The organism is Streptomyces sp. NRRL F-6492 (assembly GCF_001280125.1).
Taxonomy (GTDB): domain Bacteria; phylum Actinomycetota; class Actinomycetes; order Streptomycetales; family Streptomycetaceae; genus Streptomyces.
In genome coordinates, this window is the sequence record NZ_LGEG01000244.1 from 104,520 (window position 1) to 128,923 (window position 24,404).

General features: G+C 73.8%; 18 protein-coding genes and 3 tRNA genes. 9 read left to right on the plus strand and 12 right to left on the minus strand.

The window, feature by feature from the left end; all coding sequences use genetic code 11:
• Positions 1-227: 227 nt before the first annotated feature.
• The gene (locus ADL08_RS26580) at positions 228-1,754 is read right to left on the minus strand and encodes a hypothetical protein (protein ID WP_053647276.1); all 1,527 of its coding nucleotides are present in this window, start codon (positions 1,752-1,754) and stop codon (positions 228-230) included.
• Positions 1,755-2,406: 652 nt separating this feature from the next.
• On the opposite strand from ADL08_RS26580, the gene ADL08_RS38445 reads away from it, so the two are divergent.
• Both ADL08_RS38445 and ADL08_RS26590 read left to right on the plus strand, forming a co-directional pair.
• Positions 2,407-3,033: a sensor histidine kinase gene (locus tag ADL08_RS38445; RefSeq protein ID WP_234352260.1), complete on the plus strand. Its 627-nt coding sequence runs from the start codon at positions 2,407-2,409 to the stop codon at positions 3,031-3,033.
• 4 nt (positions 3,034-3,037) lie between these two features.
• Complete coding sequence (locus ADL08_RS26590; protein WP_078968130.1) at positions 3,038-3,706, plus strand: response regulator transcription factor; 669 nt, start codon at positions 3,038-3,040, stop codon at positions 3,704-3,706.
• 172 nt (positions 3,707-3,878) lie between these two features.
• On the opposite strand, the gene ADL08_RS26595 is transcribed toward ADL08_RS26590, so the two are convergent.
• The 3 genes from ADL08_RS26595 to ADL08_RS26605 all read right to left on the minus strand — a co-directional run bounded on the left by ADL08_RS26595 (position 3,879) and on the right by ADL08_RS26605 (position 4,272).
• Positions 3,879-3,955 (minus strand) — tRNA-Ile (locus tag ADL08_RS26595).
• Positions 3,956-4,121: 166 nt separating this feature from the next.
• Positions 4,122-4,194: transfer RNA gene (locus ADL08_RS26600), tRNA-Asn, on the minus strand.
• A 5-nt stretch (positions 4,195-4,199) separates the two neighbouring features.
• A tRNA-Asn gene (locus ADL08_RS26605) sits at positions 4,200-4,272 on the minus strand.
• Between the two features lie 169 nt (positions 4,273-4,441).
• On the opposite strand from ADL08_RS26605, the gene ADL08_RS26610 reads away from it, so the two are divergent.
• From ADL08_RS26610 to ADL08_RS26625, 4 genes are all read left to right on the plus strand, one after another.
• Complete coding sequence (locus tag ADL08_RS26610) at positions 4,442-4,753, plus strand: YtxH domain-containing protein (RefSeq protein WP_053647279.1); 312 nt, start codon at positions 4,442-4,444, stop codon at positions 4,751-4,753.
• 27 nt (positions 4,754-4,780) lie between these two features.
• A complete protein-coding gene (locus tag ADL08_RS26615) occupies positions 4,781-6,220 on the plus strand; it encodes an FGGY family carbohydrate kinase (RefSeq protein WP_053647281.1) in 1,440 nt (479 codons plus the stop codon).
• Positions 6,221-6,456: 236 nt separating this feature from the next.
• Complete coding sequence (locus ADL08_RS26620; RefSeq protein WP_053647283.1) at positions 6,457-8,190, plus strand: ABC transporter ATP-binding protein; 1,734 nt, start codon at positions 6,457-6,459, stop codon at positions 8,188-8,190.
• A complete protein-coding gene (locus ADL08_RS26625) occupies positions 8,190-10,145 on the plus strand; it encodes an ABC transporter ATP-binding protein (protein WP_053647285.1) in 1,956 nt (651 codons plus the stop codon). Before ADL08_RS26620 ends, ADL08_RS26625 begins: the two co-directional genes overlap by 1 nt.
• A gap of 238 nt (positions 10,146-10,383) precedes the next feature.
• Here ADL08_RS26625 and ADL08_RS26630 read toward each other — a convergent pair whose 3' ends face one another.
• The 6 genes from ADL08_RS26630 to ADL08_RS26660 form a co-directional block, all read right to left on the minus strand.
• Positions 10,384-11,532: an RNA polymerase sigma factor gene (locus ADL08_RS26630; protein ID WP_234352261.1), complete on the minus strand. Its 1,149-nt coding sequence runs from the start codon at positions 11,530-11,532 to the stop codon at positions 10,384-10,386.
• Positions 11,533-11,606: 74 nt separating this feature from the next.
• Complete coding sequence (gene dnaG / locus ADL08_RS26635; RefSeq protein ID WP_053647286.1) at positions 11,607-13,496, minus strand: DNA primase; 1,890 nt, start codon at positions 13,494-13,496, stop codon at positions 11,607-11,609.
• 26 nt (positions 13,497-13,522) lie between these two features.
• Complete coding sequence (locus ADL08_RS26640) at positions 13,523-14,785, minus strand: NAD(P)/FAD-dependent oxidoreductase (RefSeq protein WP_053647288.1); 1,263 nt, start codon at positions 14,783-14,785, stop codon at positions 13,523-13,525.
• Positions 14,786-14,912: 127 nt separating this feature from the next.
• Positions 14,913-16,226 (minus strand): deoxyguanosinetriphosphate triphosphohydrolase, encoded by a 1,314-nt coding sequence (locus ADL08_RS26645; protein ID WP_053647289.1) that lies wholly within the window; start codon positions 16,224-16,226, stop codon positions 14,913-14,915.
• Positions 16,227-16,262: 36 nt separating this feature from the next.
• On the minus strand, positions 16,263-17,060 hold the full coding sequence (locus ADL08_RS26650; protein WP_053647291.1) for a sirohydrochlorin chelatase: 798 nt from the start codon (positions 17,058-17,060) through the stop codon (positions 16,263-16,265).
• Between the two features lie 585 nt (positions 17,061-17,645).
• A complete protein-coding gene (locus tag ADL08_RS26660) occupies positions 17,646-18,110 on the minus strand; it encodes a GNAT family N-acetyltransferase (RefSeq protein WP_053647345.1) in 465 nt (154 codons plus the stop codon).
• A 94-nt stretch (positions 18,111-18,204) separates the two neighbouring features.
• Between ADL08_RS26660 and ADL08_RS26665 the strand changes: the two genes are divergently transcribed.
• From ADL08_RS26665 to ADL08_RS26675, 3 genes are all read left to right on the plus strand, one after another.
• Positions 18,205-18,927, plus strand: coding sequence for an aquaporin (locus tag ADL08_RS26665; RefSeq protein WP_053647295.1), 723 nt, complete (start codon positions 18,205-18,207; stop codon positions 18,925-18,927).
• 34 nt (positions 18,928-18,961) lie between these two features.
• The gene (locus ADL08_RS26670; protein WP_053647297.1) at positions 18,962-19,651 is read left to right on the plus strand and encodes a SanA/YdcF family protein; all 690 of its coding nucleotides are present in this window, start codon (positions 18,962-18,964) and stop codon (positions 19,649-19,651) included.
• Between the two features lie 106 nt (positions 19,652-19,757).
• Complete coding sequence (locus ADL08_RS26675) at positions 19,758-21,839, plus strand: molybdopterin oxidoreductase family protein (protein WP_053647299.1); 2,082 nt, start codon at positions 19,758-19,760, stop codon at positions 21,837-21,839.
• Between the two features lie 40 nt (positions 21,840-21,879).
• On the opposite strand, the gene cutA is transcribed toward ADL08_RS26675, so the two are convergent.
• Both cutA and ADL08_RS26685 read right to left on the minus strand, forming a co-directional pair.
• Positions 21,880-22,599: a divalent cation tolerance protein CutA gene (gene cutA / locus ADL08_RS26680; RefSeq protein ID WP_053647301.1), complete on the minus strand. Its 720-nt coding sequence runs from the start codon at positions 22,597-22,599 to the stop codon at positions 21,880-21,882.
• On the minus strand, positions 22,596-24,404 hold a 1,809-nt coding region (locus ADL08_RS26685), incomplete at its 5' end, for an ABC transporter ATP-binding protein (RefSeq protein ID WP_053647303.1). The genes cutA and ADL08_RS26685, both read right to left, overlap by 4 nt.

A 24,404-nucleotide genomic window follows, 5' to 3' on the forward strand; every position in this document is an offset into this window, starting at 1 on the left:
CGAGGTGGCCACACACTCGACAAGAGGCCCCGGGGCCACCTCCACTCCACTCTTCCCGACAAGGAGGCCACCGGGCCGAAATTCGCCCACGCGAGCAGGAGATTTCATCGACATCGGACGCTTCAGGCCACCCTCGCACCACCAAGAAATGCACGATCGAACCCATTTGCCATTCCTGGTGATGCCACCTTCGGTGCCGTGGCCGCGAACTCCCGCGCCGCCGGGGGTCACTCCCGGTCCACCGGCCGCCCGGCCCCTTCGCCGCTCCGCGACAGCCGCCTCAGAGCGAGGCACAACAGCACGGCCGTGTAAGCGCACAGGACGGTGACCCCGGCCCACCACGGAAGGGGGAAGTACCCGGCCGAGGGGGCGTAGTGGGCGACGACCTGCGGGTGTTCGACGAGGGTCTGCCGGACGGCGAAGCCGGCGGCCGGGGTGACGCGCAGCAGCCACTGTGCCGCGCCGTCGGGCAGCAGCGGGACGGAGGCCACGGCGTACGGGACCGCGATCGTCAGGACGGCGACGAGTATCGCGAGCCAGGAGCGCCGCAGCAGGGAGCCGAGCGCGAGGGCCAGTACGGCGGCGAGGGCGAGGGCGCCGGCCGTGCCGACGACGACCCGTGTTCCGGTGAGTACGGAGACCCCGAGGACCGGGATCCCGTTGCCCTTCAGGATCGTCGCGCCCGCCGGGACCACGATGCCCAGGGCGAGGAGGCCGGTCGCGAACGTCACGGCCGCGAGGACGACCGCCTTCGCCGCGAGCCGGGAGCGGGTGACCGGCGCGCCGTCCGCGGGCCCGGTCCGGTGCCCGGCGGTGGCGTACCGCACCGAGATCACGAGCACGACGAGCAGCGCCGGGAACAGGCCTCCCAGGGCGTGTTCCACCGGGCGGGCGCCGTCCTCGGCGCCCCTCGGGCCGATGTCGCCGGCACCGGTGACGGTGATCGTGCCGTTCTCCTCCACCGCCCCGGACGCCCGTTCGTTCTTCTCCCAGTCCGTCCGGTTCCGCTCGCCGACGGCGTCGTCTCGCCAGCCCCCGGCGGCCGCCCCCCGGAGGGCGATCCTGTCGAAGGTGCCGCCGGCCTGTGTCCAGCGCACCTCCTCCGTGGCGCCGCCCAGGCCGGTCCGCCGCAGCGTCAGGTCCCCGGGGGAGGCCGCGAACAGTCCGACCTGTACGGTTCCGGGCAGCCCGGGCAGCCGCACGGCACCGACCTTCGTCCATCTCGTACCGTCGGCGGACTCGTGGCCGGTGACGGTGTCGCCCGACCGGGTCAGCCGCAGCCAGCGCGGCGCCCCGTCCACCACTCCCCCGCCGCCGGCGATGTCGTGGCGGTAGTCGTACTGCATCCGTACGCCGTGACCGCCGGTGGACATCAGTGCCGCGTAGGACGAGCCGGGGCGGACGCCGTCCTTGACGATGATCCCGACCTTCGCCCACGGCACGAGGCCCGGGACGATCCGGTCGTGGTGCGGCGGCGGGTAGGTGATCGTGCCCGTCATGGACGTCAGCCGGACGGTGATGCTGCCCTCGGGGCCCATGTCGCGGTGCAGGAAGGAGAACCGGTCGTTGACGAGGGTCCCGTCCGGCCCGGTCGGTTCGGCCGGGCAGGGGCCGTCGCACGAAGCGTGGTCGCCGGCCGCCCGGAGCAGACCCAGGGCGACGACGGCCAGGGCCGCGACCGCCATCGCGACCAGCCTGCCCACGCGCCGGAACCCGGTCCACTCCCGTCGGAGTCGTTCTGTGGTCGAAGTCATGGCCCCGGTCTACGGATCCGGCCGTAACACGGTCCGAACCGCCGCTGTCACCCCGCTGTTAGGTCCGGCCGGGCATGCTGGATCCGGCCGGACGCGAAGGGGTGGGGGACCATGGGCAGACCGCGGGGCGGAACCGTCCGCCGACGATTCACGCTCCTGTACGCCGTGGGGTACCTCGGGTCCGGAACCGTGCTGCTCGCCCTGACCTATCTGATGTCCGGGACCCGGGTGACCGCGCTCGCCCCCGGGCAGGTTCCCGAACAGCCCCCACCGGGCGGCTTCGACCCCCTCTCCGCCGAACAGCGGATCCGGGACCTGGGGAGGCAGCTCTCGGAGACGCACGCACAGCAGAACCACCGGCTGCTCGTCGGCTCGCTGGTCGCGCTGGCGGTGACGGCGGTCGCCTCGCTCGTGCTCGGCCGGATCCTCGCCGACCGGGTCCTGCGCCCGCTGCGGCTGATCACGGCGGGCGACACGGCGGATCTCCGCGGAGAACCTGCACGAACGGCTCGCGGTATCCGGACCCGCCGACGAGGTCAAGCAGCTCGCCGACACGGTCGACGGCCTTCTGGAGCGCCTGGAGGCCTCGTTCGTCGCACAGCGCCGGTTCGTCGGCAACGCCTCGCACGAACTGCGCACGCCGCTGGCGACGATGCGGGCGTCGTTGGACGTCGCCGTTGCCAAACCGGAGCCGGCGGCCGAGACCGTCGCGCTCGCGGACCGGTTGCGGGTCGAGCTGGACCGGGTGGACCACCTCCTCGACGGCTTCCTGGTCCTCGCACGGGCGCGGCACGGCACCCCGGCCGACCGGACCCCCGTGTCGCTCGGCGAGCTGGTGCGGGAGGCACTGGCCGACCGGGCCGCCGACATCGCCGCGAAGGAGCTGACCGTCGACGACGAGGCGCGGACGGACGCGTGGACGGAGGGGAGCGCGGCGCTGCTGTCCCGGATGGTGGAGAACCTGGTCGACAACGCGATCACGCACAACCGGGCGGGCGGCTGGATCCGGATCTCCACCGGGCACACCGCCGCGGAGGCGCTTCTGGTCGTCGAGACCGGAGGACGCCTCCTCGACCAGAGCCGGGTGGACCGGCTGACGCAGCCGTTCGAGCGGCTCGGCGCCGACCGGACGGGACCGGAGGGGAGCTCCGGGCTGGGGCTGTCGATCGTGGCGGCGATCGTCGCGGCGCACGGCGGGGACCTCGCCCTGCTGGCCCCGCCCGAGGGCGGTTTGCGCGTCACGGCGGCGCTGCCGTCGACGGCCGGCGGGGAGGGGTGACGTGGTGCGGGTTCTGGTCGTGGAGGACGCACGGACGCTGGCCGAGGTCGTCGCCGAGGGACTGCGGGACCAGGGGATGGCCGTCGACGTCGCGCACGACGGCCTGGCCGCCGCCGCGAAGCTCGGTCTGAACGCGTACGACGTCGTCGTGCTCGACCGCGACCTGCCGGGGATCCACTGCGACGCGCTCTGCCGGATGATCACCGAGCGGGACGGCCGGGCGCCGGTCCTGATGCTGACCGCCGCCGCCTCGCCGGGCGACCGCGTCAGCGGCTTGGTCCTGGGCGCGGACGACTACCTGGCGAAGCCCTTCCACTTCCCCGAGCTCGTCCTGCGGATCCGCGCCCTGGCCCGCCGCCGTCCGGCCGCCCGGCCCCGCACGCTGCGCGCGGCGGGCGTCGAGCTCGACCAGCTGCACCGCACGGCCGGCCGCGACGGGCGCCCGCTGGCCCTCTCCGTCAAGGAGTTCGCGGTCCTGGAGGCGCTCCTGGAGGCGAGCCCCGCGTTCCTCAGCGCGGAGGACCTCCTGGAACGGGTCTGGGACGAGCACGCCGACCCGTTCACCAACACGGTCGCGGTCACCATCAGCCGCCTGCGCCGCAAGCTCGGCGACCCGCCGGTCATCACCACCACGCCCGGCGTGGGCTACCGGATCGCCGACCCGGCGCGGTGAGCGGACCGGGGCACGACCCGCCGACGGTGAGCCGAACGAGGGAATCGAACGCGCCGCGCGACCCGCGTCCCATCATTGTCCCAACAGGCGTGATTCCCTGGCTCGGACGGGCCACCAAGGTCCTTCGGACTCTCACTCGACCGGCAAACTGCCTGGTCAGAACGTTTTTCTCTGGTGGGGCGGGTGGGACTCGAACCCACGGCCGACGGATTATGAGTCCGCTGCTCTAACCGGCTGAGCTACCGCCCCGTTCGGTGAGGCGCGTACATGTGTGCGCGCCGTCTGCCGCAGCATAGCCGCTCATACGATCTCCTGCTCCGGAAGATCGGCTCTGCTCGACCATGAAGACCGCGCCGCGCTCCGCGCGGTTCCCCGGGACGCGAAAAAGGACCCCGAAGGGTCCTCTTCCGTTCCGCTCCCCCGGCTGGACTCGAACCAGCAACCCTCCGGTTAACAGCCGAATGCTCTGCCAATTGAGCTACAGGGGATCGCGCTCCCCCGACTGGACTCGAACCAGTAACCTGCCGGTTAACAGCCGGCTGCTCTGCCAATTGAGCTACAGGGGATTGCTGCGTTGCACCGAACGGATCCACCTCGGACCTTCCCGGGCGGCGCGCGTTCGCTGCGACACATACATTAGCGCAAGCAGGGGGGTGCTCCGCCAATCGGTATCGCGTGGCACCGCCGTGGGCACCAGCGATGCATCAAGCGAGCTCTCCAGGGAAGGTGGTGGCCATGCGATACAAGATGACGTTCGTCGTGGGACTCGCCCTCGGTTACGTGATCGGCACGCGGGCCGGACGCGAGCGCTACGAACAGTTGAAGAAGTCCGCCAAGGAGTTCAGCGACAACCCGGCCGTGCGCAACGCCGCCGAGTCCGCCGCCCAGACCGGGCGGCAGGTCGCCGGCAAGGCCGCGCACGTCGTGGGCGACAAGGTGGGCGACCACCTGCCGCCCGCCGTGGCCGACAAGGTCCACGCGCTGCGCGAGCGCAGCCAGGGCAACGGAAAGGTCGAGAACGACGAGTGGGGCACCAGCAACACCTGAGGCCCCGCGTGCGGCAGAATCTGTGGCATGGGGATAGTCGCCGGACTGGACAGCTCTGCTGAGTTCACACGCATCGTCGTCTGTGACACCGACACGGGTGCCGTACTGCGGCAGGGGTACGCCCCGCATCCCGGCGAGCCGAAGGCCGTGGACGTCGATCCGCAGACCTGGCTCCTCTCGCTCGGGGAGGCCGCCACCGGCGGCCTCCTGGAGGGCGTGGAGGCGATCGGCGTCTCCGCGCAGCAGCACGGGCTCGTGCCGCTCGACGCGCAGGGCGGCCTCGTGCGGCCCGCGCTCGTGCGCAACGACAAACGGGCGCAGGTCGCCGCCGCCGACCTGATCGACTCGCTCGGCGGCCGGCACGCCTGGGCCGAGGCCGTCGGCAGCGTGCCCGCCTCCGGGCAGCCGGTCGCCAAGCTGCGCTGGCTGGCCCGTACCGAACCCGAGCACGCCCGGCGGACCGCCCTCGCCCTCCAGCCGCACGACTGGCTGGTCTGGCAGCTCCTCGGCCGCCCCGCCCGCCGCACCACCGACCGCGGCGCCGCCTCCGCCACCGGCTACTGGTCGGCCCGCACCGGCGCGTACCGCCCCGACCTGGTCGAGCTCGCGCTCGGGCACCGGGCCGCGCTGCCCGAGGTCCTCGGGCCCTCCGACGCCGCCGGTACCACCCCCGAGGGGCTGCTGATCTCCGCCGGCACCGGCGAGACGATGGCCGCCGCGCTCGGCCTCGGGCTCGGCCCCGGCGACGCGGTGGTCTCGCTCGGCGCCTCCGGCTCCGTGATGGCCGTGCACCACGAGGCCCTCGCCGACCCCGGCGGCATGATCACCTCCTTCGCCGACGCCACCGGCATGCACCTGCCGGTCGTCTCCACCTCCAACGCGGTGCGGGCGCTGCGCGGCGCCGCCGAGATGCTGGGCCTCGACTCCCTCGAAGAGCTCTCCGCGCTCGCCCTGAAGTCGACGCCGGGCGCCTCCGGGCTCGTCCTGCTGCCCTATCTGGAGGGCGAGCGGACCCCGAACCTGCCGCACGCGGCGGGCACGCTCAGCGGGCTGCGGCGCGAGTCGATGAGGCCCGAGCACCTGGCGCGGGCGGCGTTCGAGGGGATGCTCTGCGCGCTCACCGACGCCCTGGACGTGCTGCGCGGGCGGGGCGTGGAGGTGCGGCGGGTCTTCCTGCTCGGCGCCGCCGCCGCGCTGCACGCGGTGCAGGCGCTCGCGCCGGCCCTCCTCGGCGCCCAGGTCCTCGTCCCCCAGCCGGCCGACTACGCGGCGCTCGGCGCGGCCCGGCAGGCCGCCTGGGCCCTCGGCGTCGCGCGGGGCACCCTGTCGCCCTCCGCTCCCCCGGCCTGGCAGGGCGCCGCCACGCAGGTCCTGGAGCCGGGGGACGAGCTGGCGGCGGGGCAGGCCGTGCGGCAGCAGTACACGGCGACGCGGGAGCAGCTCCACCCGGGCGCGTTCGGCGGGTGAGCGCGGCCGTTCCGGGTGCGGGCGGCGGTTTGGGGGCGGGCGGCCTCCGGACCCGGAGCGGGTGACCGGGGCCGTCCCCGGAGCGGGCGAGCGCCGCCGGTCCGGGGCGGTGCCCGAAGTCCGGGGGCCCGCTCGTGAAGGGGCCCCCGGAGGCCCTTCGTAAAGACTTCCCCAGGGTTTCCACCGCCCCGGAAACCGGTCGTAACGGCCCGGGGCGGCGGGCGATAGTAAGTCCCGTGCTCATAAGACTTCTCCGGACCCACCTACGGCCGTACCGAAAACCCGTCGCGCTGCTCGTGCTGCTCCAGTTCCTCCAGACCTGCGCGAGCCTCTACCTGCCGACCCTGAACGCCGACATCATCGACAACGGTGTCGTGCACGGGGACACCGGCTACATCCTCCGCTTCGGCGCCCTGATGGTCGGCATCTCCGTCGTCCAGGTCGTCTGCAACGTCGGGGCCGTGTACTACGGCGCGCGGACCGCGTCCGCCCTCGGCCGGGACGTGCGCGGGGCCGTCTTCGACCGGGTGCAGTCCTTCTCCGCCCGGGAGCTCGGGCACTTCGGCGCGCCCTCGCTGATCACCCGTACGACCAACGACGTGCAGCAGGTCCAGACGCTGGTCCTGATGGCGTTCACGCTGATGGTCTCCGCGCCCATCATGTGCGTCGGCGGCATCGTGATGGCACTCGGCCAGGACGTGCCGCTGTCGGGCGTGCTGCTCGCGGTGGTGCCGGTGCTCGGCGTCGCCGTCTCGCTGATCGTGCGGCGGATGCGGCCGCTCTTCCGGACCATGCAGACGCGCCTCGACACGGTGAACCGGGTGCTGCGCGAGCAGATCACCGGCAACCGCGTCATCCGGGCCTTCGTGAAGGACGGGTACGAGGAGGAGCGCTTCCGGGGGGCCAACGCCGAGCTGACCGACATGTCGATGGCCACCGGCCGGCTGATGGCCCTGATGTTCCCGACGGTGATGACGGTCGTGAACGTGTCCAGCGTGGCCGTGGTCTGGTTCGGCGCGCACCGCATCGACGGCGGCGGGATGGAGATCGGCGCGCTGACCGCCTTCCTCGCCTATCTGATGCAGATCGTGATGGCCGTCATGATGGCCACCTTCATGTTCATGATGGTGCCGCGCGCCGAGGTGTGCGCCGAGCGCATCGAGGAGGTCCTCGCGACCGGCTCCAGCGTGGTGCCGCCGGCCGATCCCGTGACGGCACTCGACCGGCGCGGGCACCTGGAGGTCAGGGGCGCGGAGTTCCGCTACCCGGGCGCGCAGGAGCCGGTCCTCAAGGACGTCGGGCTCGTCGCCCGGCCCGGCGAGACCACCGCGATCATCGGCTCGACGGGCAGCGGCAAGTCGACCCTGCTCGGGCTGGTGCCCCGGCTCTTCGACGCGACCGGCGGCGAGGTCCTCGTGGACGGCGTGGACGTCCGCGTCCTCGACCCCGCCCTCATGGCCAGGACCGTCGGGCTCGTGCCGCAGAAGCCGTACCTCTTCTCGGGGACGGTGGCGACGAACCTGCGGTACGGGAAGCCCGGCGCGACCGACGAGGAGCTGTGGCACGCCCTGGAGGTCGCCCAGGCCGCCGACTTCGTACGGAAGCTGGAGCACGGTCTGAACGCGCCGATCGCGCAGGGCGGCACCAACGTCTCCGGCGGGCAGCGGCAGCGGCTCGCCATCGCGCGGACGCTCGTGCAGCGGCCGGAGATCTACCTGTTCGACGACTCGTTCTCCGCGCTCGACTACGAGACGGATGCCCTGCTGCGGGCCGCGCTCGCCGAGGAGACGGCCGACTCGACCGTGGTGATCGTCGCCCAGCGGGTGTCGACCATCCGGGACGCCGACCGGATCGTGGTCCTCGACGAGGGCCGGGTGGTGGGCACCGGACGGCACCGGGAGCTGATGGCGGACAACGAGACGTACCGGGAGATCGTGCTCTCCCAGCTGACCGAGGCGGAGGCAGCCTGATGGCCGGTCCTGGCGGACGCATGATGGCCGGTGGCGGCCCCGACCAGCGGTCGATGGACTTCAAGGGCTCGGGCAGGCGGCTGCTGGGGCAGCTCGCGCCGGAGCGTGGCGCGCTCTGGGTGATGCTGGTCGCCGGCGTGCTCTCGGTGGCGGCCTCCGTGGTCGGGCCGAAGATCCTGGGCCGGGCGACGGACCTGATCTTCGCCGGGGTGATCGGGCGGCAGACGGAGCCGGGCGCCACGAAGGCGGAGACCCTGGAAGGGCTGCGCGCCGGCGGGCAGGACGGCATGGCGGACATGCTGTCCGGGGTCGACTTCACACCGGGGAAGGGGATCGACTTCTCCGCCGTGGGCGGGGTGCTGCTCCTGGTCCTCGCGGTGTACGTGGCGGCGGGCCTGCTGATGCTGGTCTCCACCCGGCTGTCGATCCGGGTGATCAACCGGACGGTCTACCGGATGCGGGAGGACGTCCAGACGAAGCTGGCGCGGCTGCCGCTGTCGTACTTCGACAAGGCCAAGCGCGGCGAGGTGCTGTCCCGGGCGACCAACGACATCGACAACGTCTCGCAGACGCTCCAGCAGTCGATGGGCCAGCTGATCAACTCGCTCCTGACGATCGTCGGCGTGCTCGCGATGATGTTCTGGATCTCGCCGCTGCTCGCCCTGGTGGCGCTGGTGACGGTGCCGGTGTCGGTCTTCGTGGCGGCGCGGATCGGCAAGCGCTCGCAGCCGCACTTCGTACAGCAGTGGAAGTCCACGGGCACGCTGAACGCGCACGTCGAGGAGATGTACACCGGGCACGCCCTGGTGAAGGTCTTCGGGCGGCAGGAGGAGTCCGCGAAGGACTTCCGCGAGCAGAACGAGGCGCTGTACGAGGCCGGGTTCAGGGCGCAGTTCAACTCCGGCGTGATGCAGCCGGTGATGTTCTTCATCTCGAACATCAACTACGTCCTGGTGGCCGTGGTCGGCGGTCTGCGGGTGGCGAGCGGCACGCTCTCCATCGGTGACGTGCAGGCCTTCATCCAGTACTCGCGCCAGTTCTCGATGCCGCTGACGCAGGTGGCGTCGATGGCGAACCTGGTGCAGTCGGGCGTGGCCTCGGCCGAGCGGATCTTCGAACTGCTCGACGCGCAGGAGCAGGAGCCGGACGCCCCGACGGGCGGGACGGGGGCACCCCCGGCCGAAGGCTGGGGGACGCTGGAGTCGCGCGGCCGGGTCGCACTGGAGGGCGTCTCCTTCCGCTACGAGGAGGACAAGCCGCTCATCGAGGACCTGTCGCTGACGGTGGAGCCGGGGCAGACGGTCGCGATCGTCGGTCCGACGGGCGCGGGCAAGACGACCCTGGTGAACCTGCTCATGCGGTTCTACGAGGTGACGGGCGGGCGGATCACCCTGGACGGGGTGGACGTCGCGAAGACGTCCCGCGAGCGACTGCGGAGCGGGATCGGGATGGTCCTCCAGGACACCTGGCTGTTCGGCGGGACGATCGCGGACAACATCGCGTACGGCGCGACGCGTCCGGTGACCCGGGAGGAGGTCGAGGAGGCGGCGCGGGCCGCGCACGCCGACCGCTTCGTCCGGACCCTGCCCGACGGGTACGACACGGTCCTCGACGACGAGGGCGCGGGGGTGAGCGCGGGCGAGAAGCAGCTGATCACCATCGCGCGCGCCTTCCTCTCCGACCCGGTGATCCTCGTCCTGGACGAGGCCACCAGCTCGGTCGACACCCGCACCGAGGTCCTGATCCAGAAGGCGATGGCCCGCCTGGCCCACGGCCGCACGTCGTTCGTGATCGCCCACCGCCTCTCCACGATCCGGGACGCGGACGTGATCCTGGTGATGGAGAACGGCTCGATCGTCGAACAGGGCACCCACGAGGAGCTGCTGGCGTCGGGCGGGGCGTACTCCCGGCTGTACGCGGCGCAGTTCGCCCAGGCGGTCGTGGAGGTCGACTGACGGCGGACGGTCCGGTGGGGCGGTGGCCCGTGTCGTACGGGGGGGGTACGGCGCGGGTCACCGGCGCGTCCGGCCGGCACACCCGCGCGTCCCGGTGGGACGCTCCGGTCAGGCCCAGGGACTGGTGGCGGAGCCGTCGGCCGTCGGCGCGGGGGCGGGCGGGCCGTCGCTCCTCCGGCGGGCGCGCCCTGGCCGCAGTCTGGCCGACCCGAACCTCTCTCCGCGGCGCTTTCGGCGACTAGTCCAGGTACCCCCTGAGCTGGTCCGCGTAGGCGTGGTCGCGGAGTTTGTTGAGGGTCTTGGACTCGATCTGGCGGATGCGTTCGCGGGTCACTCCGAAGAGCCGGCCTATCTCCTCCAGGGTGCGGGGGCGGCCGTCGTCGAGGCCGTAGCGGAGCTGGACCACCTTGCGTTCGCGTTCGTTGAGGGTGGAGAGGACGTCCTCCAGGTGGCGGCGCAGGAGGAGGAAGGCGGCGGACTCGACCGGGGAGGCGGCGTCGCCGTCCTCGATGAGGTCGCCGAGGGCGACGTCCTCCTCCTCGCCGACGGGGGTGTGCAGGGAGACCGGTTCCTGGGCGAGGCGGAGCACCTCCCCGATGCGCTCGGGCGGCAGGTCGAGCTGGGCGGCGACCTCTTCGGGGGTGGGCTCGTAGCCGCGTTCCTGGAGCATGCGGCGCTGGACGCGGATGACCCGGTTGATGAGTTCGACGACGTGGACGGGGACGCGGATGGTGCGGGCCTGGTCGGCGAGGGCCCGGGACATGGCCTGGCGGATCCACCAGGTGGCGTACGTGGAGAACTTGTAGCCGCGCGCGTAGTCGAACTTCTCGACGGCCCGGATGAGGCCGAGGTTGCCCTCCTGGACCAGGTCGAGCATGGTCAGGCCCCGGCCCACGTACCGTTTGGCGACGGAGACGACGAGGCGGAGGTTGGCCTCGATGAGTCTGCGCTTCGCGATCCGGCCGAGGACGACGAGGCGGTCCAGGTCGCCCGCGAGGCGGGTGTCGAGGTCGGGGGTGCCGGCCAGTTTCTCCTCGGCGAAGAGGCCGGCCTCGACGCGGCGGGCCAGTTCGACCTCCTCCTCGGCGGTGAGGAGCGGGATGCGGCCGATCTCGCGCAGGTACTGCCGGAAGAGGTCGGAGGAGGGGCCGTTGCCGCCGGGGTCCGGGCGGGCGCGCCGGGCCGCCGCCGGGATCGCGGGCTCCGCCGCGTCCTCCCCGTCCTCCACGCGCCCGACGTCCTCCACGCCGTCGATGTCCTCGACGTCCCCGCCGGACTCTGCCCGGTCCTGCTGGTCCTGCTGGTCCTGCTGGTCCTGCTGGTCCTGCGGCACGGTCTGGGTCTGCACGGCGGGCGACCTCCAGGAGGAGCGGAACGGCACCGTCATCCAGTGTGGGGTACGACACATCGCCGCCACGAGGGGCGTGCGGTGACTTTTTGAGTCCGCCGGGTGACCGAGCGTCAGAGCGCGGCGGCGCCGTCGTTCCGCAGGGACTGCCCGTACTGGGTGAGCACCCACAGTTCGTTCTGCACGGCGGCGACCTTCTCCGGGTCGCCGTTCTGGCCGAGGCGGGCCAGGGCGCCCTGGACGTCGCGGATGCGGCGGTCGACGGCGCGGAGGCGGACCTGGACGAGCTGGGCGCCCGCGTAGACCTCGTCGATCGTCTTGGCGAAGATCGTCTCGACGGCCAGCTCGGTGACGAGGGCGCGGACGGCGTCGTCGGGGGCGGCCGCGCGGACGGCGTCGAGGTAGTCGGCGGGGGCGCCGGTGGCGCCGCCCGCGTCCTGGACGCACTGGCGGACGGCCGCGTAGGGCGGGGCGGTGAACTCGTCGATCCCGTAGGCGTCGAAGGCCGGGGAGACCAGTTCGGGCCGCTGGAGGGCGAGCTTGAGGAGTTCGCGCTCGGTGCGGTGGGCGGGGCTGCGCAGGTTGAGCGCGGGGCCGGGCTGTGCCGCGGGGGCCTGGATCTGCGGCATCTCGCGGCGCGGCCGGTCGTCCGTCCGGCCCCGGCCGCCGCGGTCCCGCTGCCACTGGGCGACCCGGCTGACCCGCTGCACGACGAACCGCTCGTCCATGATCCCGAGCATGCCCGCGAGCTGGACGGCGACGCCGTGCCGCACGGCCAGGTTCTTGAGCTTCGCGACGATCGGGGCGGCCTCGTCCAGGGCGGCGGCCCGGCCCGCCGGGGTCTCCAGGTCGTAGCGCCGCACGATCTGGCGGAGGGCGAACTCGAAGAGCGGGGTGCGGGGTTCGACCAGGTCCGCGACGGCCTCGTCGCCCTTGGCGAGCCGCAGGTCGCAGGGGTCCATGCCCTCGGGGGCGACGGCGATGTACGTCTCGGCGGCGAACTTCTGGTCGTCCTCGAAGGCGCGCAGGGCGGCCTTCTGGCCGGCGGCGTCGCCGTCGAAGGTGAAGATGACGCGGGCCGAGCCGTTGTCCATGAGGAGGCGGCGGAGGATCTTGACGTGGTCGCCGCCGAAGGCGGTGCCGCAGGTGGCGATGGCGGTGGTGACCCCGGCGAGGTGGCAGGCCATGACGTCGGTGTAGCCCTCGACGACGACGGCCCGGCTGGCCTTGGCGATGTCCTTCTTGGCGAGGTCGATGCCGTAGAGGACCTGGGACTTCTTGTAGACCGGGGTCTCGGGCGTGTTGAGGTACTTGGGGCCGTTGTCGTCGTCGCGGAGCTTGCGCGCGCCGAAGCCGACGATCTCGCCGCCGACGTCCTTGATGGGCCACATGAGCCGGCCGCGGAAGCGGTCGATGGGGCCCCGGCGGCCGTCCTGGGAGAGCCCGGAGAGGATCAGCTCCTTGTCGGAGAAGCCCTTGCCGCGCAGGAAGCGGGTGAGGTGGTCCCAGCCGGCCGGGGAGTAGCCGACGCCGAAGTGCTCGGCGGCGGCCTGGTCGAAGCCGCGCCCGGCGAGGAACTTCCGGCCGATCTCGGCCTCGGCGGAGCCGAGCTGCTCGGCGTAGAAGCGGGCGGCGGCCTGGTGGGCCTCGATCAGGCGGATGCGTTCCCCGCGCTGGTGGCCGGGGTTGTAGCCGCCCTCCTCGTACCGCAGCGTGATGCCCGCCTTGGCGGCGAGGCGCTCGACCGTCTCCGAGAAGGAGAGGTGGTCGATCTTCATCACGAAGGCGATGGTGTCGCCGCCCTCCTGGCAGCCGAAGCAGTGGAAGAGTCCCTTGCTCGGGCTGACCTGGAAGGAGGGCGACTTCTCGTCGTGGAAGGGGCAGAGCCCCTTGAGGTTCCCGCCGCCCGCGTTGCGCAGCTGGAGGTATTCGGACACGACGGCGTCGATCGGGACGGCGTCCCGCACCGCCTTCACGTCGTCGTCGTTGATCCTGCCTGCCACGCGTGAAGTCTACGGGGAGGGAGTGACTACGGGAGCAGCCCGTCCAGGGGGACGGAGGGGTCCGCGAGGGCCTCGGGGTCCACCCGGGCGCGGGAGCGGATGAGGTTCTGGATCGGCTCTGTGACGTCCCACACGTTCACGTTCATCCCGGCGAGGACGCGCCCGTCCTTGAGCCAGAAGGCGACGAACTCGCGCTTGCCGGTGTCGCCGCGGACCACGACCTGGTCGTACGAGCCGGGGGGCGCCCAGCCCGAGTACTCCATGCCCAGGTCGTACTGGTCGGAGAAGAAGTAGGGCACCCGGTCGTACGAGACGTGCCTGCCGAGCATGGCGCGGGCGGCGGCGGGGCCGCCGTTGAGCGCGTTGGCCCAGTGCTCGACGCGGAGCCGGGTGCGGAGCAGCGGGTGGTGGGCGGCGGCCACGTCCCCGGCGGCGAAGACGTCGGGGTCGGAGGTGCGCAGGGACTCGTCGACGGCGACGCCGCCGCCGTCGGCCCGGTCGACGAGGGCGAGCCCGGAGTTCTCGGCGAGGGCGGTGCGGGGGGCGGCGCCGATCGCGGCGAGGACGGCGTGCGCCGGGTGCTCCTCGCCGTCGTCGGTGCGGACGGCGAGGACCAGGCCGTCCTGGCCGACGATCTCGGTGAGCCGGGCGCCGAAGTGGAAGCGGACGCCGTGGTCGCTGTGGAGGTCGGCGAAGAGCTGGCCGAGCTCGGGGCCGAGGACCCGGTGGAGCGGGGTGGGGTCGGCCTCGACGACGGTGACCTCGGCGCCGTAGCCGCGGGCGGCGGCGGCGACCTCCAGGCCGATCCAGCCGCCGCCGGCGATCACCAGGTGCCCGTTGTCCCGGCCGAGGCCGGCGAGGACCTGGCGGAGCCGGTCGGCGTGGGCGAGCCGGCGCAGGTGGTGGACGCCGGTGAGGTCGGTGCCGGGTACGTCGAGGCGGCGGGGCTCGGAGCCGGTGGCCAGGAGCAGCTTGTCGTAGCGGATGACGGTGCCGTCGCCGAGGCGGACCGTGCGGGCCTCGCGGTCGACGGCGGTGACGGCCTGCCCGAGGTGCAGCTCGACGTCGTTCGCCGCGTACCAGGCGGGCTCGTGGACGAAGGCGTCGTCGCGCTCCTTGTCCCCGGTGAGGTAGCCCTTGGAGAGGGGTGGGCGCTCGTAGGGGTGGTCGCGTTCGTCGCCGATGAGGATCACCCGGCCGTTGAACCCCTCGGCGCGCAGGGTCTCCGCCGCCTTGGCCCCTGCCAGGCCCCCGCCGACGATGACAAAGGTCTGATCTGCGTCGACCACGTCGTTTCCTCCTCGTTGCGACCGGTTCCAACCTACGCCCCCGGGCGTTCGTCCGGCCGTACCGCCCCGGGGCCGCATGCGAGCGTCCCGCACGGAGGGGAACGGCGGAAGAGGGCCGTACGCTCCCTCAGCGCACGGGCGGGTGGAGCAGGCGGGAGTGGAGGGCGCGGGCGGAGGCGTCGGTGAGGGAGGCGATCTGGTCCACGATCACGCGCTTGCGGGCCCGGTCGTCGGGCGCCGTGTCGAAGGCGGCGCGGAACTGCGGTTCGAGTCCGTCGGGGGCGCGGGCGACGAGGGCCTCGGCCAGTTCGGCGACGACGATCCGCTGGTCGGCGCGGAGGGCCTCCTGCTCGGCGCGCTGCATCACGTACCGGACGGCGACGGCCTTGAGGACGGCGCACTCGTTGCGGGTCTCGCGGGGGACGACGAGTTCGGCGCCGTACCGGGTGAGACGGCCCGACCCCCACTCCTGCCGGGTGGCGCCCTCGGCGGCGAGGCAGAAGCGGCCGATGAGCTGGCTGGTGGCGTCCTTGAGGCGGGCCTGGGCGACGGCCGAGCCGTCGTAGCCGTGCGGCCACCACTCCTGGCCGATGAGCCGGTCCAGGGCCTCGGCCAGCTCCTGCGGGTCGGTGTCCGCGGGGACGTAGCGGCCGATGGCGACCTGCCAGATGTCGGCGCGCTCGGGCTCGGCGAGGAGGAGGTCGGGGTCGATGTGCCCGGCGTGCAGGCCGTCCTCGAAGTCGTGGACCGAGTAGGCCACGTCGTCGGACCAGTCCATGACCTGGGCCTCGAAGCACTTGCGGTGGGCGGGGGCGCCCTGCCGGATCCACTCGAAGACGGGCAGGTCGTCCTCGTACACGCCGAACTTGGGCGAGCCGGGGTCCTGGGGGTGGCCGCCGCGTCCCCAGGGGTACTTGGTGGCGGCGTCGAGGGCGGCCCGGGTGAGGTTGAGGCCGACGCTGACGAGCTCGCCGCCGGCGTCCTTGACGAAGCGCTTGGGCTCGATGCGGGTGAGGAGGCGGAGCGACTGGGCGTTGCCCTCGAAGCCGCCGCAGTCCTTGGCGACGTCGTTGAGGGCCTGCTCGCCGTTGTGCCCGAAGGGCGGGTGTCCCATGTCGTGGGAGAGGCAGGCGGCCTCGACGAGGTCGGGGTCGCAGCCGAGGGCGGCGCCGAGCTCGCGGCCGACCTGGGCGCACTCCAGGGAGTGGGTGAGGCGGGTGCGGGGGCTGGCGTCCCAGATCTGACCGCGGGTGCCGGGGGTGACGACCTGGGTCTTGCCGGCGAGGCGGCGGAGCGCGGCGGAGTGCAGCACCCGGGCGCGGTCGCGCTGGAAGGCGGTGCGGCCCGGCTGCTTGTCGGGCTCGGGGTCCCAGCGCTCGGTCGCGGCGGCGTCGTATCCGGGGGTGTCGGCGGTGTCCTTGGTGTCCTTGATGCCTTCCATGTCCCCGAAGGTAACCGGAGGGACCGACAGAAGCGCTCAGACGGCGGTCAGTTCGCGCGCGCGGGTGGCGGTGCGGACGGCGAGCGCGCGGTCGTGGCGGTGCAGGACCAGGCGGGCGAGGGCCGGGTGGGCGCCGAGCGGCGCGGCCGCGATCCAGGGGGCGTGGGCGGCGGCGCGGGCGGCGAAGAGGCCGGGGGCGGTGAAGCAGGAGGCGACCGCGACGCGATGGCGGCCCCGGGCGGCGAGGGCGGCGACGGCCTCGGGGACGGTGGGCGCGGCGGCGGAGGCGTACGCGGGGACGACGGGGACGCCGAGGCGCTCGCCGAGGAGGGCGGCGATGCGGCGGGTCTCGGCGCCGGACCGGGGGTCCCGGGAGCCGGCGGCGGCGAGGACGACGCCGGTGGTGCGGCGGTCGTGCTCCCCGGGGGTCCAGCCCGCTTCGGCCAGGCGGCCGGCGAGGGCCTCGGCGAGGAGGGGGTGGGCGCCGAGGGGCTCGGCGACGCGGGCCCGGAGGCCGGGTGCGGCGGCGACGGCGGCGGGCAGGTCGTGGGTGACGTGGTGCCCGGGGGCGAAGAGGAGGGGGACGAGGACCGCCTCCCGGCCCTCGGCGGCGAGGCCGGCGAGGGTCTCGTCGAGGAGGGGCGCGTTCAGCTCGATGTGGGCGAGGCGGACGTCGAGCCCGGGACGGAGCTCGCGGACGCGGTCGAGGAGCCGGAGCAGGGTGGCGCGGGCGCGCGGGTCGCGGCTGCCGTGGCCGACGGCCACGAGGGTCGCCGGGCGGCGGGCGGCGGCGGGAGCGGTGCGGTGGTGCGCGGGAGCGGTGCGGTGGTGCATGGCGGGTGTACCTCCTCATGGGACTTCCCCCGCGGGCGGCCGTACGGACGCACCCGGCCGGATCCCTCCGGGGGGGGCGGCCGCGGGGCGGGGTGGCTGCGCCCGGCGTCGTCGGCGGGGCTGTGCCCGGCGCGGTCGGCGGGGCTGTGCCCTACGGCGTCAGCGGGCCTGTGCCCGGCAACGTCGGCGGGCGGATGCCGGGCGGGAGCTTCCGGGGCTCCGGCGTCCGGAACTCCGGTGTCAGGGTCCCCGGCGTCCAGGTCCCCGGCGTCCAGGACTCCGGTGTCCAGGACTCCGGTGTCCAGGACTCCGGTGTCCAGGACTCCGGTGTCCAAGGCTCCGGCGCACGGGGCCCCGGCGCACGGGGCCCCGGCAGAGGGCGCTCCGTGCGGCGGGGGCCGTACGGGTGTACCTCGCCGAGCCTGGTTCCGAGGTGCTCGGTGATGCTGCCGAGCAGCTCGGCGGTGGTGTCGAACGTGCTGTCCGGCTCCGTCATGGACCGATCCTGCGGGTCCCGCGTTGCCTGCCCGTTGCGCCGGGGTCACGGCTGTTTTCCGCGACCTCACGGCCGCCGCGCGCGTCCTGTCAGGACGGTCCGGGGCGCCACACGTACCGGACGTCCGGCTCGCGTTCCTCGTTGCGCGAGCCGTCGGTGTGCTCGGCGGCGACGAAGCCGTGCCGCTCGTAGAAGCGCCGCGCCGGGGCGTTGACCTGGAACGTCCAGAGCTCCAGGCCGGCCGGGCGGCGCCGCTTGGCCAGGTCCACGAGCCGGTCGCCGACGCCCCGGCCGCGCCACGGCGGGTCGACGTAGAGCTGGTCCAGGTCACCGTCGTCGAGGACCATCACGGCGACGGCCGCGTCCCCTGCCGTCGCCACCCAGGTCTCCTCGTGGGGGACGACCACCTCCCGGAACCAGGCCCTGACCTGGTCGTCGGTGTGCGCCCGGCGCACGTCCGGGAGCGCCGCCGCGTAGGAGCGCAGCCAGACCTCGGCCACCGCGGCGGCGTCGGAGCCGGTCGCGCGGCGGAGGACGAGGTCGTCGGTCTTCATCGTTTCCACGGTCTTCACCGTCCGGATCGTACGGACCCCGCACGCCTCCCCTCCCCTCTTTTTTCCTTCCGGATCACGGAATATCTTTTCCACCATGAGAATGTCCCCCGCGTCGCTCCCCCGGCGCGCCGCCGCCGAGTTCATCGGCACCGCCGCCCTCGTCGCCGTCGTCGTCGGCTCCGGCATCCGCGCCGACTCCCTCAGCCAGGACACCGGCGTCCGGCTGCTCGCCAACGCCTCCGCCTCCGCGCTCGGCCTCGGGCTGCTCATCGCCCTCATCGGCCCGCTCTCCGGAGCCCACTTCAACCCCGTCGTGACGCTCTCCGAGTGGTGGTCCCGGCGCCCCGGCCGCGGCGGGCGCGAGGCCCTCGCCTACATCGCCGCCCAGCTCGCGGGGGCCGTCGCGGGCGCCCTGCTCGCCGAGGCGATGTTCGGCCGGGCGCCCGGCGCCTGGGCCACCGAGCCCCGCACGGGGCTCCACCTGCTGCTCGGCGAGGCCGTCGCCACCGCCGGGCTGGTCCTGGTCGTCCAGGGGCTGCGCCACATCGGCCGTCCCGGCCTCGCGCCGGTCGCCGTGGCCGGCTACATCGGCGCGGCGATCTGGTTCACCTCCTCCGGTTCCTTCGCCAATCCGGCGGCCACCGTCGGCCGTTCCCTCTCCGACTCCTTCACCGGGATCGCGCCCTCCTCGGTGCCCGCCTTCGCCGCCGCGCAGCTCCTCGGGATGCTGGGCGGCCTGGTCCTGGCCGGTGTGCTCTACGGAACGGACCGGGCGTCCGGTGAACCGAACCCGGCCGGGGCGCGTCGGACGGGGTGACAGCACACCCGTTCCCGTCCCTGGAGGTTCCCGCATGCCGGCACGGTTCACCCGGTGGCTCCCCCGCACCGTCCGGGCCCGCCGCCGCGCCGTCCAGGCCGTGGTGGCGGGCGCCGTCCTCGCCCTCCTGCCCGCCACCTGGATGCACACGGCCGCCGCCGGGAAGCTCCGTACCACCGCGGACGTGCCCGCCCGGGACGTCGCCGTGGTCTTCGGCGCCGGCCTGTGGAAGGGGCGCCCCACCCCGTACCTCGCGCACCGGCTCGACACCGCCGCCGAGCTGTACCGCACGGGGAAGGTGCGGGTCCTCCTCGTCACCGGCGACAACAGCCGGACCGCGTACGACGAGCCCAGCGCCATGCGCGCGTACCTCACCGAGCGCGGGGTGCCGGACGGGCGGATCGTCAGCGACTACGCGGGCTTCGACACCTGGGACTCCTGCGTCCGGGCCCGGAAGGTCTTCGGCGTCGACCGGGCCGTCCTCGTCACCCAGGACTTCCACGTCAAGCGGGCCGTCGCGCTGTGCGGCCGGGCGGGCGTCGACGCGTACGGGGTCGGGGCCGCCGAACCGCACGACCTCACCTGGTACTACGGCACCACCCGGGAGGTCCTCGCGGCGGGCAAGGCCGCCCTCGACGCCGGTCTGCGGCCCGATCCGCACTTCCTCGGCCCGGAGGAGAAGGGCGTCACGGAGGCGCTGGCCTCCCCGGAGCCGACCCGCTGAGGCGGGACCGCCCTCACCCTCCGCCGCCCGCCCGGCGGAGGGCATGGCACCGCGCCCGTAATACGCCGCGCCGCCCCGCGTAACACTCCCGTCCCACCCTGGCGGCATGTCCGACGCCACCGCCGTCCCCACCCACTGCCCCTACTGCGCCCTCCAGTGCGGGATGTCGCTGCGCCCCACCGGTGCTCCGGAGGCGCCCGCCGAGGTGGTCGAGCGGACCGACTTCCCCGTCAACCGGGGCGCCCTGTGCGGCAAGGGCCGCACCGCCCCCTCCCTGCTCTCCTCCCGGGTCCGGCTCACGGAGCCCCTGGTCCGGAGCCCTGACACGGGGGCCCTGGTGCCCGCGTCCTGGGAGGAGGCGCTCGCCGCCGTCGCCGACGGGCTGCGCCGGACCCGCGCCGACCACGGTCCCGACGCCGTGGGGGTCTTCGGCGGCGGCGGCCTCACCAACGAGAAGGCGTACGGCCTCGGCAAGTTCGCCCGGGTCGTCCTCGGCACCTCGCAGATCGACTACAACGGGCGCTTCTGCATGTCGTCGGCGGCCGCCGCGCACCAGCGGGCCTTCGGGCTCGACCGGGGCCTCCCCTTCCCCCTGGAGGACGTCCCCCGGACCGGGTGCGTGATCCTCGTCGGCTCCAACCTCGCCGAGACCATGCCGCCCGCCCTGCGCTACCTCACCGAGCTGCGGGAGAACGGCGGGAAGCTGATCGTCGTCGACCCGCGCCGCACCCGCACCGCCGAGCAGGCCGACCTGCACCTGGCGCCGCGTCCCGGCACCGACCTCGCGCTCGCCCTCGGCATGCTCCACCTCGTGGTGGCCGAGGGGCGGGTGGACGAGGAGTTCGTGCGGGAGCGGACCGGCGGCTGGGAGGCGGCCCGCGCCGGGGCCATGTCCCACTGGCCCGAGCAGGTCGAGCGGATCACCGGCGTGTCCGTGCCGCTGCTGCGCGAGGCCGTCGCGACGTTCTGCGACGCGCCCACCGGCATGGTCCTCACCGCGCGCGGCCCCGAGCAGCAGTCCAAGGGCACCGACACCGTCGGCGCCTGGATCAACCTGTGCCTGGCCACCGGCCGGGCGGGCAGGCCGCTGAGCGGGTACGGCTGCCTCACCGGCCAGGGCAACGGCCAGGGCGGCCGCGAGCACGGCCAGAAGGCCGACCAGCTGCCCGGCTACCGCAAGCTCGACGACCCGGCCGCACGCGCGCACGTGGCCGGGGTGTGGGGGGTCGACCCGGAGTCGCTGCCGGGGCCGGGCCGGAGCGCGTACGAACTCCTCGACGCGCTCGGCGGGGACGTGAGGGCCCTGCTGCTCATGGGCTCCAACCCGGTGGTGTCCGCGCCGCGCGCCGCGCACGTCGAGGGGCGGCTGCGGTCGCTGGACTTCCTCGTCGTCGCGGACGTCGTGCTCTCCGAGACCGCCGCCCTCGCCGACGTCGTCCTGCCCGTGACCCAGTGGGCGGAGGAGACCGGCACCATGACCAACCTGGAGGGGCGCGTCCTGCTCCGCCGCAGGGCCCTCACCCCGCCCGCCGGGGTGCGGAGCGACCTGGAGGTGCTGCACGGGCTCGCCGGGCTGCTCGGACGGGAGAAGGGCTTCCCGACCGACCCGGAGGAGGTCTTCGAGGAGCTGCGGCGCGCCTCGGCGGGCGGTCCGGCGGACTACTCGGGCATCGACTACCGGCGCGTCGAGGAGGAGCGGGGCGTGTTCTGGCCCTGCCCCGGACCGGATCACCCGGGGACGCCCCGGCTGTTCCTGGACCGGTTCGCGACGGCCGACGGGCGGGCCCGGTTCGTGCCGGTGACGCACCGGGCGGCGGCCGAGGAGACGGACGCCGAGTACCCGGTCGTCCTGACCACCGGACGGGTGGTGTCCCAGTACCAGTCGGGGGCGCAGACCCGGCGGGTCGAGGAGCTGAACGCGGCGGCGCCCGGCCCCTTCGTGGAGCTGCACCCGAGACTGGCCGAGCGGATCGGGGTGGCCGAGGGCGAGCGGATCACGGTGGTCTCGCGGCGCGGCCGGGCCGTCGCGCCGGCCCGGATCACCGCGTCGATCCGGCCGGACACCGTCTTCATGCCGTTCCACTGGGCGGGCGAGGGCCGGGCCAACACGCTGGTCAACCCGGCGCTCGACCCGGTCTCCCGGATGCCGGAGTTCAAGGTGTGCGCGGTGCGCCTGGAGCGTGCCTGAGGCCGGGCCCGGACGTCCGCGCGTCCGGAACGTGCCCGGGTCAGCGCGCGAACCAGTCGCCGCTCTCGATGACCGGGCCGAGGGGCGCGTCCGGGGCCGCCAGGAACACCCAGGCGGAGACCCGCGCCCCGTCCCGTGACCGTACGACGTCCTTCGCCACCCGCTCGTACCCGACGGGCAGCTCCAGTCGGTCGAGCAGGCCGAACAGCTCGCCGTAGGCGCCGGGCGCGGGCGTGAGCAGGGTCCCGACCACCCGGCCCTTCGCCGCCGGGACGACGTACGGGTAGCCGGGCCCGTCGTACAGGACCGCGCCGTGCAGCACGGCGTCCGCCTCGGTGCCGATCCGGCCGGCGAGGAACCGGTCGTGGTTGTACGCGCCCGGGCGGAGCGTCCCGTACACGAAGAACGGCAGCTCGTCGGAGACCACCGGGCCCTCGACCGCCGGGTCCCGCGTGGTCTCCCGCTCGACCCAGCGGGCGTACCCCTCGCTCGCCCGGGCGGTCCGGGCGGCGAGGATCTCGGGCGTCTCGTAGTCGTGGGCGGCGAGGAGGTGGGCCTCCAGGGCCGGGTAGCGGGCCTCGGTGGTCTTGAACTCCACCTGCCACTCCTCGGTGGTCTCGATCGCGCCCCGCCAGTGGTAGACGGAGGTGACGGGCCCCGAGACCTGCGCGCAGGCGGCGAGCCGGGCCTCGACGGCGCCGCGCGCCAGGGCGTCGGCCTTGGCGCGCGCGTCGGTGGTGGTGCGGACGGTGACGATCACGTCCCCACCGTACGGGCGAACTGGGCGGCGTGCAGCCGGGCGTAGGCCCCTCCGGCGGCGAGCAGCTCCTCGTGGGTGCCCTGCTCGGCGATCGCGCCGCGCTCCATCACCAGGATGGTGTCGGCGTCGCGGATCGTGGAGAGCCGGTGGGCGACGACGAAGCTGGTGCGGCCCGCGCGCAGCGAGGACATGGCCTGCTGCACGAGGAGTTCGGTGCGGGTGTCGACGGAGCTGGTGGCCTCGTCGAGGAGGAGGATCACCGGGTCGGAGAGGAAGGCGCGGGCGAGGGTGACCAGCTGCTTCTCGCCGGTGCTGAGGCCGCCGCCGTCCTCGTCGAGGACGGTGTCGTAGCCGTCGGGCAGGGTGCGGACGAACCGGTCGGCACGGGCCGCCCTCGCCGCCGCGACGATCCGCTCCCGGGAGACCTCGCCGGGGACCCCGTAGGCGATGTTCTCGGCGATGGTGCCGCCGAAGAGCCAGGTGTCCTGGAGGACCATGCCGGTGTGGGAGCGCAGTTCCTCCCGGGTCATCGCGGCCGTGTCGACGCCGTCGAGGGTGATCCGGCCGCCGGTGGGCTCGTGGAAGCGCATCAGCAGGTTGACCAGGGTCGTCTTGCCGGCGCCGGTGGGGCCGACGACGGCGACGGTCCGGCCGGGCTCGACGGTCAGGGAGAGGTCCTCGATCAGCGGCCGGCCGGGCTCGTGGCGGAAGGAGACCTTCTCGAAGGAGACCCGGCCGCGCAGCGGTTCGGGGCGCACGGGGTCGGCCGGGTCGGGGCTCTCCTCCTCGGCGTCGAGGAGTTCGAAGACCCGCTCGGCGGAGGCCACCCCGGACTGGAGCAGGTTGGCCATGGCGGCGATCTGGGTGACGGGACCGTTGAACTCGTACGAGTACTGGACGAAGGCCTGCACGTCGCCGACGGTGAGCGTGCCGCTCGCCACCCGCAGTCCGCCGACCACCGCGACGGCCACGTAGTTCAGGTTCCCGACGAAGGTCAGGGCGGGCTGGATGAAGCCGGACACGAACTGGGCGCGGAAGCTCGCCCGGTACAGCTCCTCGCCCAGTTCGTCGAAGCGCCGCACGGCCTCCTCGCGCCGTCCGAAGGCGATGACCTCGGTGTGGCCGGTGACCATCTCCTCGACGTGGCCGCCGAGCCTGCCGGTGACCGCCCACTGCTCGACGAACTGCGGCTGGGCGCGCCGTCCGACGAGGGCGGCGACGGCGAGGGAGACGGGCACGGTGGCGAGGGCGACGAGGGCGAGCGGCGGGGAGATCCAGAACATCATCGCGAGGACGCCGACCAGGGTGAGCAGGGCGCGCACCATCTGGCTGAAGGCCTGCTGGAGGGTCTGGGTGATGTTGTCGATGTCGTTGGTGGTGCGGGAGAGGACCTCGCCGCGCGGCTGCCGGTCGAGGTGGGAGAGGGGCAGCCGGGCCAGTTTGTGCTGGGCCAGCTCGCGCAGCCGGTGTCCGGCCCGCTGGACGACGGCGGTGGCGATCCGCTGCTGGATCCAGACGAAGACGGACGAGCCGAGGACGACGGCGGCGGAGAGGGCGAGGACCCGGCCGACGGCGGCGAAGTCGACCCCGGCGGGGCGGGTGACGCCGGTGACGACGAGGTCGGTGGCGCGGCCGAGGAGGAGGGGGGCGAGGACGGAGAGGGCGACGCCGGTGGCGCCGGCGGCGACCAGGGCGACGAGCCGGGCCCGGTCGGGGGCGAGGGTGCGCAGGAGGCGCAGGCCGGAGGCGCGGAAGGAGAGGGAGCGTTCGAGGGAGGGGGCGGCGGGGCCGGGACCGCGCTGGGG

Bases quoted from the DNA above. Each gene is read 5' to 3' on its own strand.
- ADL08_RS26650 (WP_053647291.1), bottom strand. From the start codon at position 17,060: ATGCACCACCGCACCGCTCCCGCGCACCACCGCACCGCTCCCGCCGCC.
- ADL08_RS26580 (WP_053647276.1), bottom strand. From the start codon at position 1,754: ATGACTTCGACCACAGAACGACTCCGACGGGAGTGGACCGGGTTCCGG.
- ADL08_RS26660 (WP_053647345.1), bottom strand. From the start codon at position 18,110: ATGAAGACCGACGACCTCGTCCTCCGCCGCGCGACCGGCTCCGACGCC.
- ADL08_RS26675 (WP_053647299.1), top strand. From the start codon at position 19,758: ATGTCCGACGCCACCGCCGTCCCCACCCACTGCCCCTACTGCGCCCTC.
- ADL08_RS26665 (WP_053647295.1), top strand. From the start codon at position 18,205: ATGAGAATGTCCCCCGCGTCGCTCCCCCGGCGCGCCGCCGCCGAGTTC.
- ADL08_RS26625 (WP_053647285.1), top strand. From the start codon at position 8,190: ATGGCCGGTCCTGGCGGACGCATGATGGCCGGTGGCGGCCCCGACCAG.
- ADL08_RS26610 (WP_053647279.1), top strand. From the start codon at position 4,442: ATGCGATACAAGATGACGTTCGTCGTGGGACTCGCCCTCGGTTACGTG.
- ADL08_RS26645 (WP_053647289.1), bottom strand. From the start codon at position 16,226: ATGGAAGGCATCAAGGACACCAAGGACACCGCCGACACCCCCGGATAC.
- ADL08_RS26670 (WP_053647297.1), top strand. From the start codon at position 18,962: ATGCCGGCACGGTTCACCCGGTGGCTCCCCCGCACCGTCCGGGCCCGC.
- ADL08_RS26615 (WP_053647281.1), top strand. From the start codon at position 4,781: ATGGGGATAGTCGCCGGACTGGACAGCTCTGCTGAGTTCACACGCATC.
- ADL08_RS26630 (WP_234352261.1), bottom strand. From the start codon at position 11,532: ATGACGGTGCCGTTCCGCTCCTCCTGGAGGTCGCCCGCCGTGCAGACC.
- ADL08_RS38445 (WP_234352260.1), top strand. From the start codon at position 2,407: ATGCGGGCGTCGTTGGACGTCGCCGTTGCCAAACCGGAGCCGGCGGCC.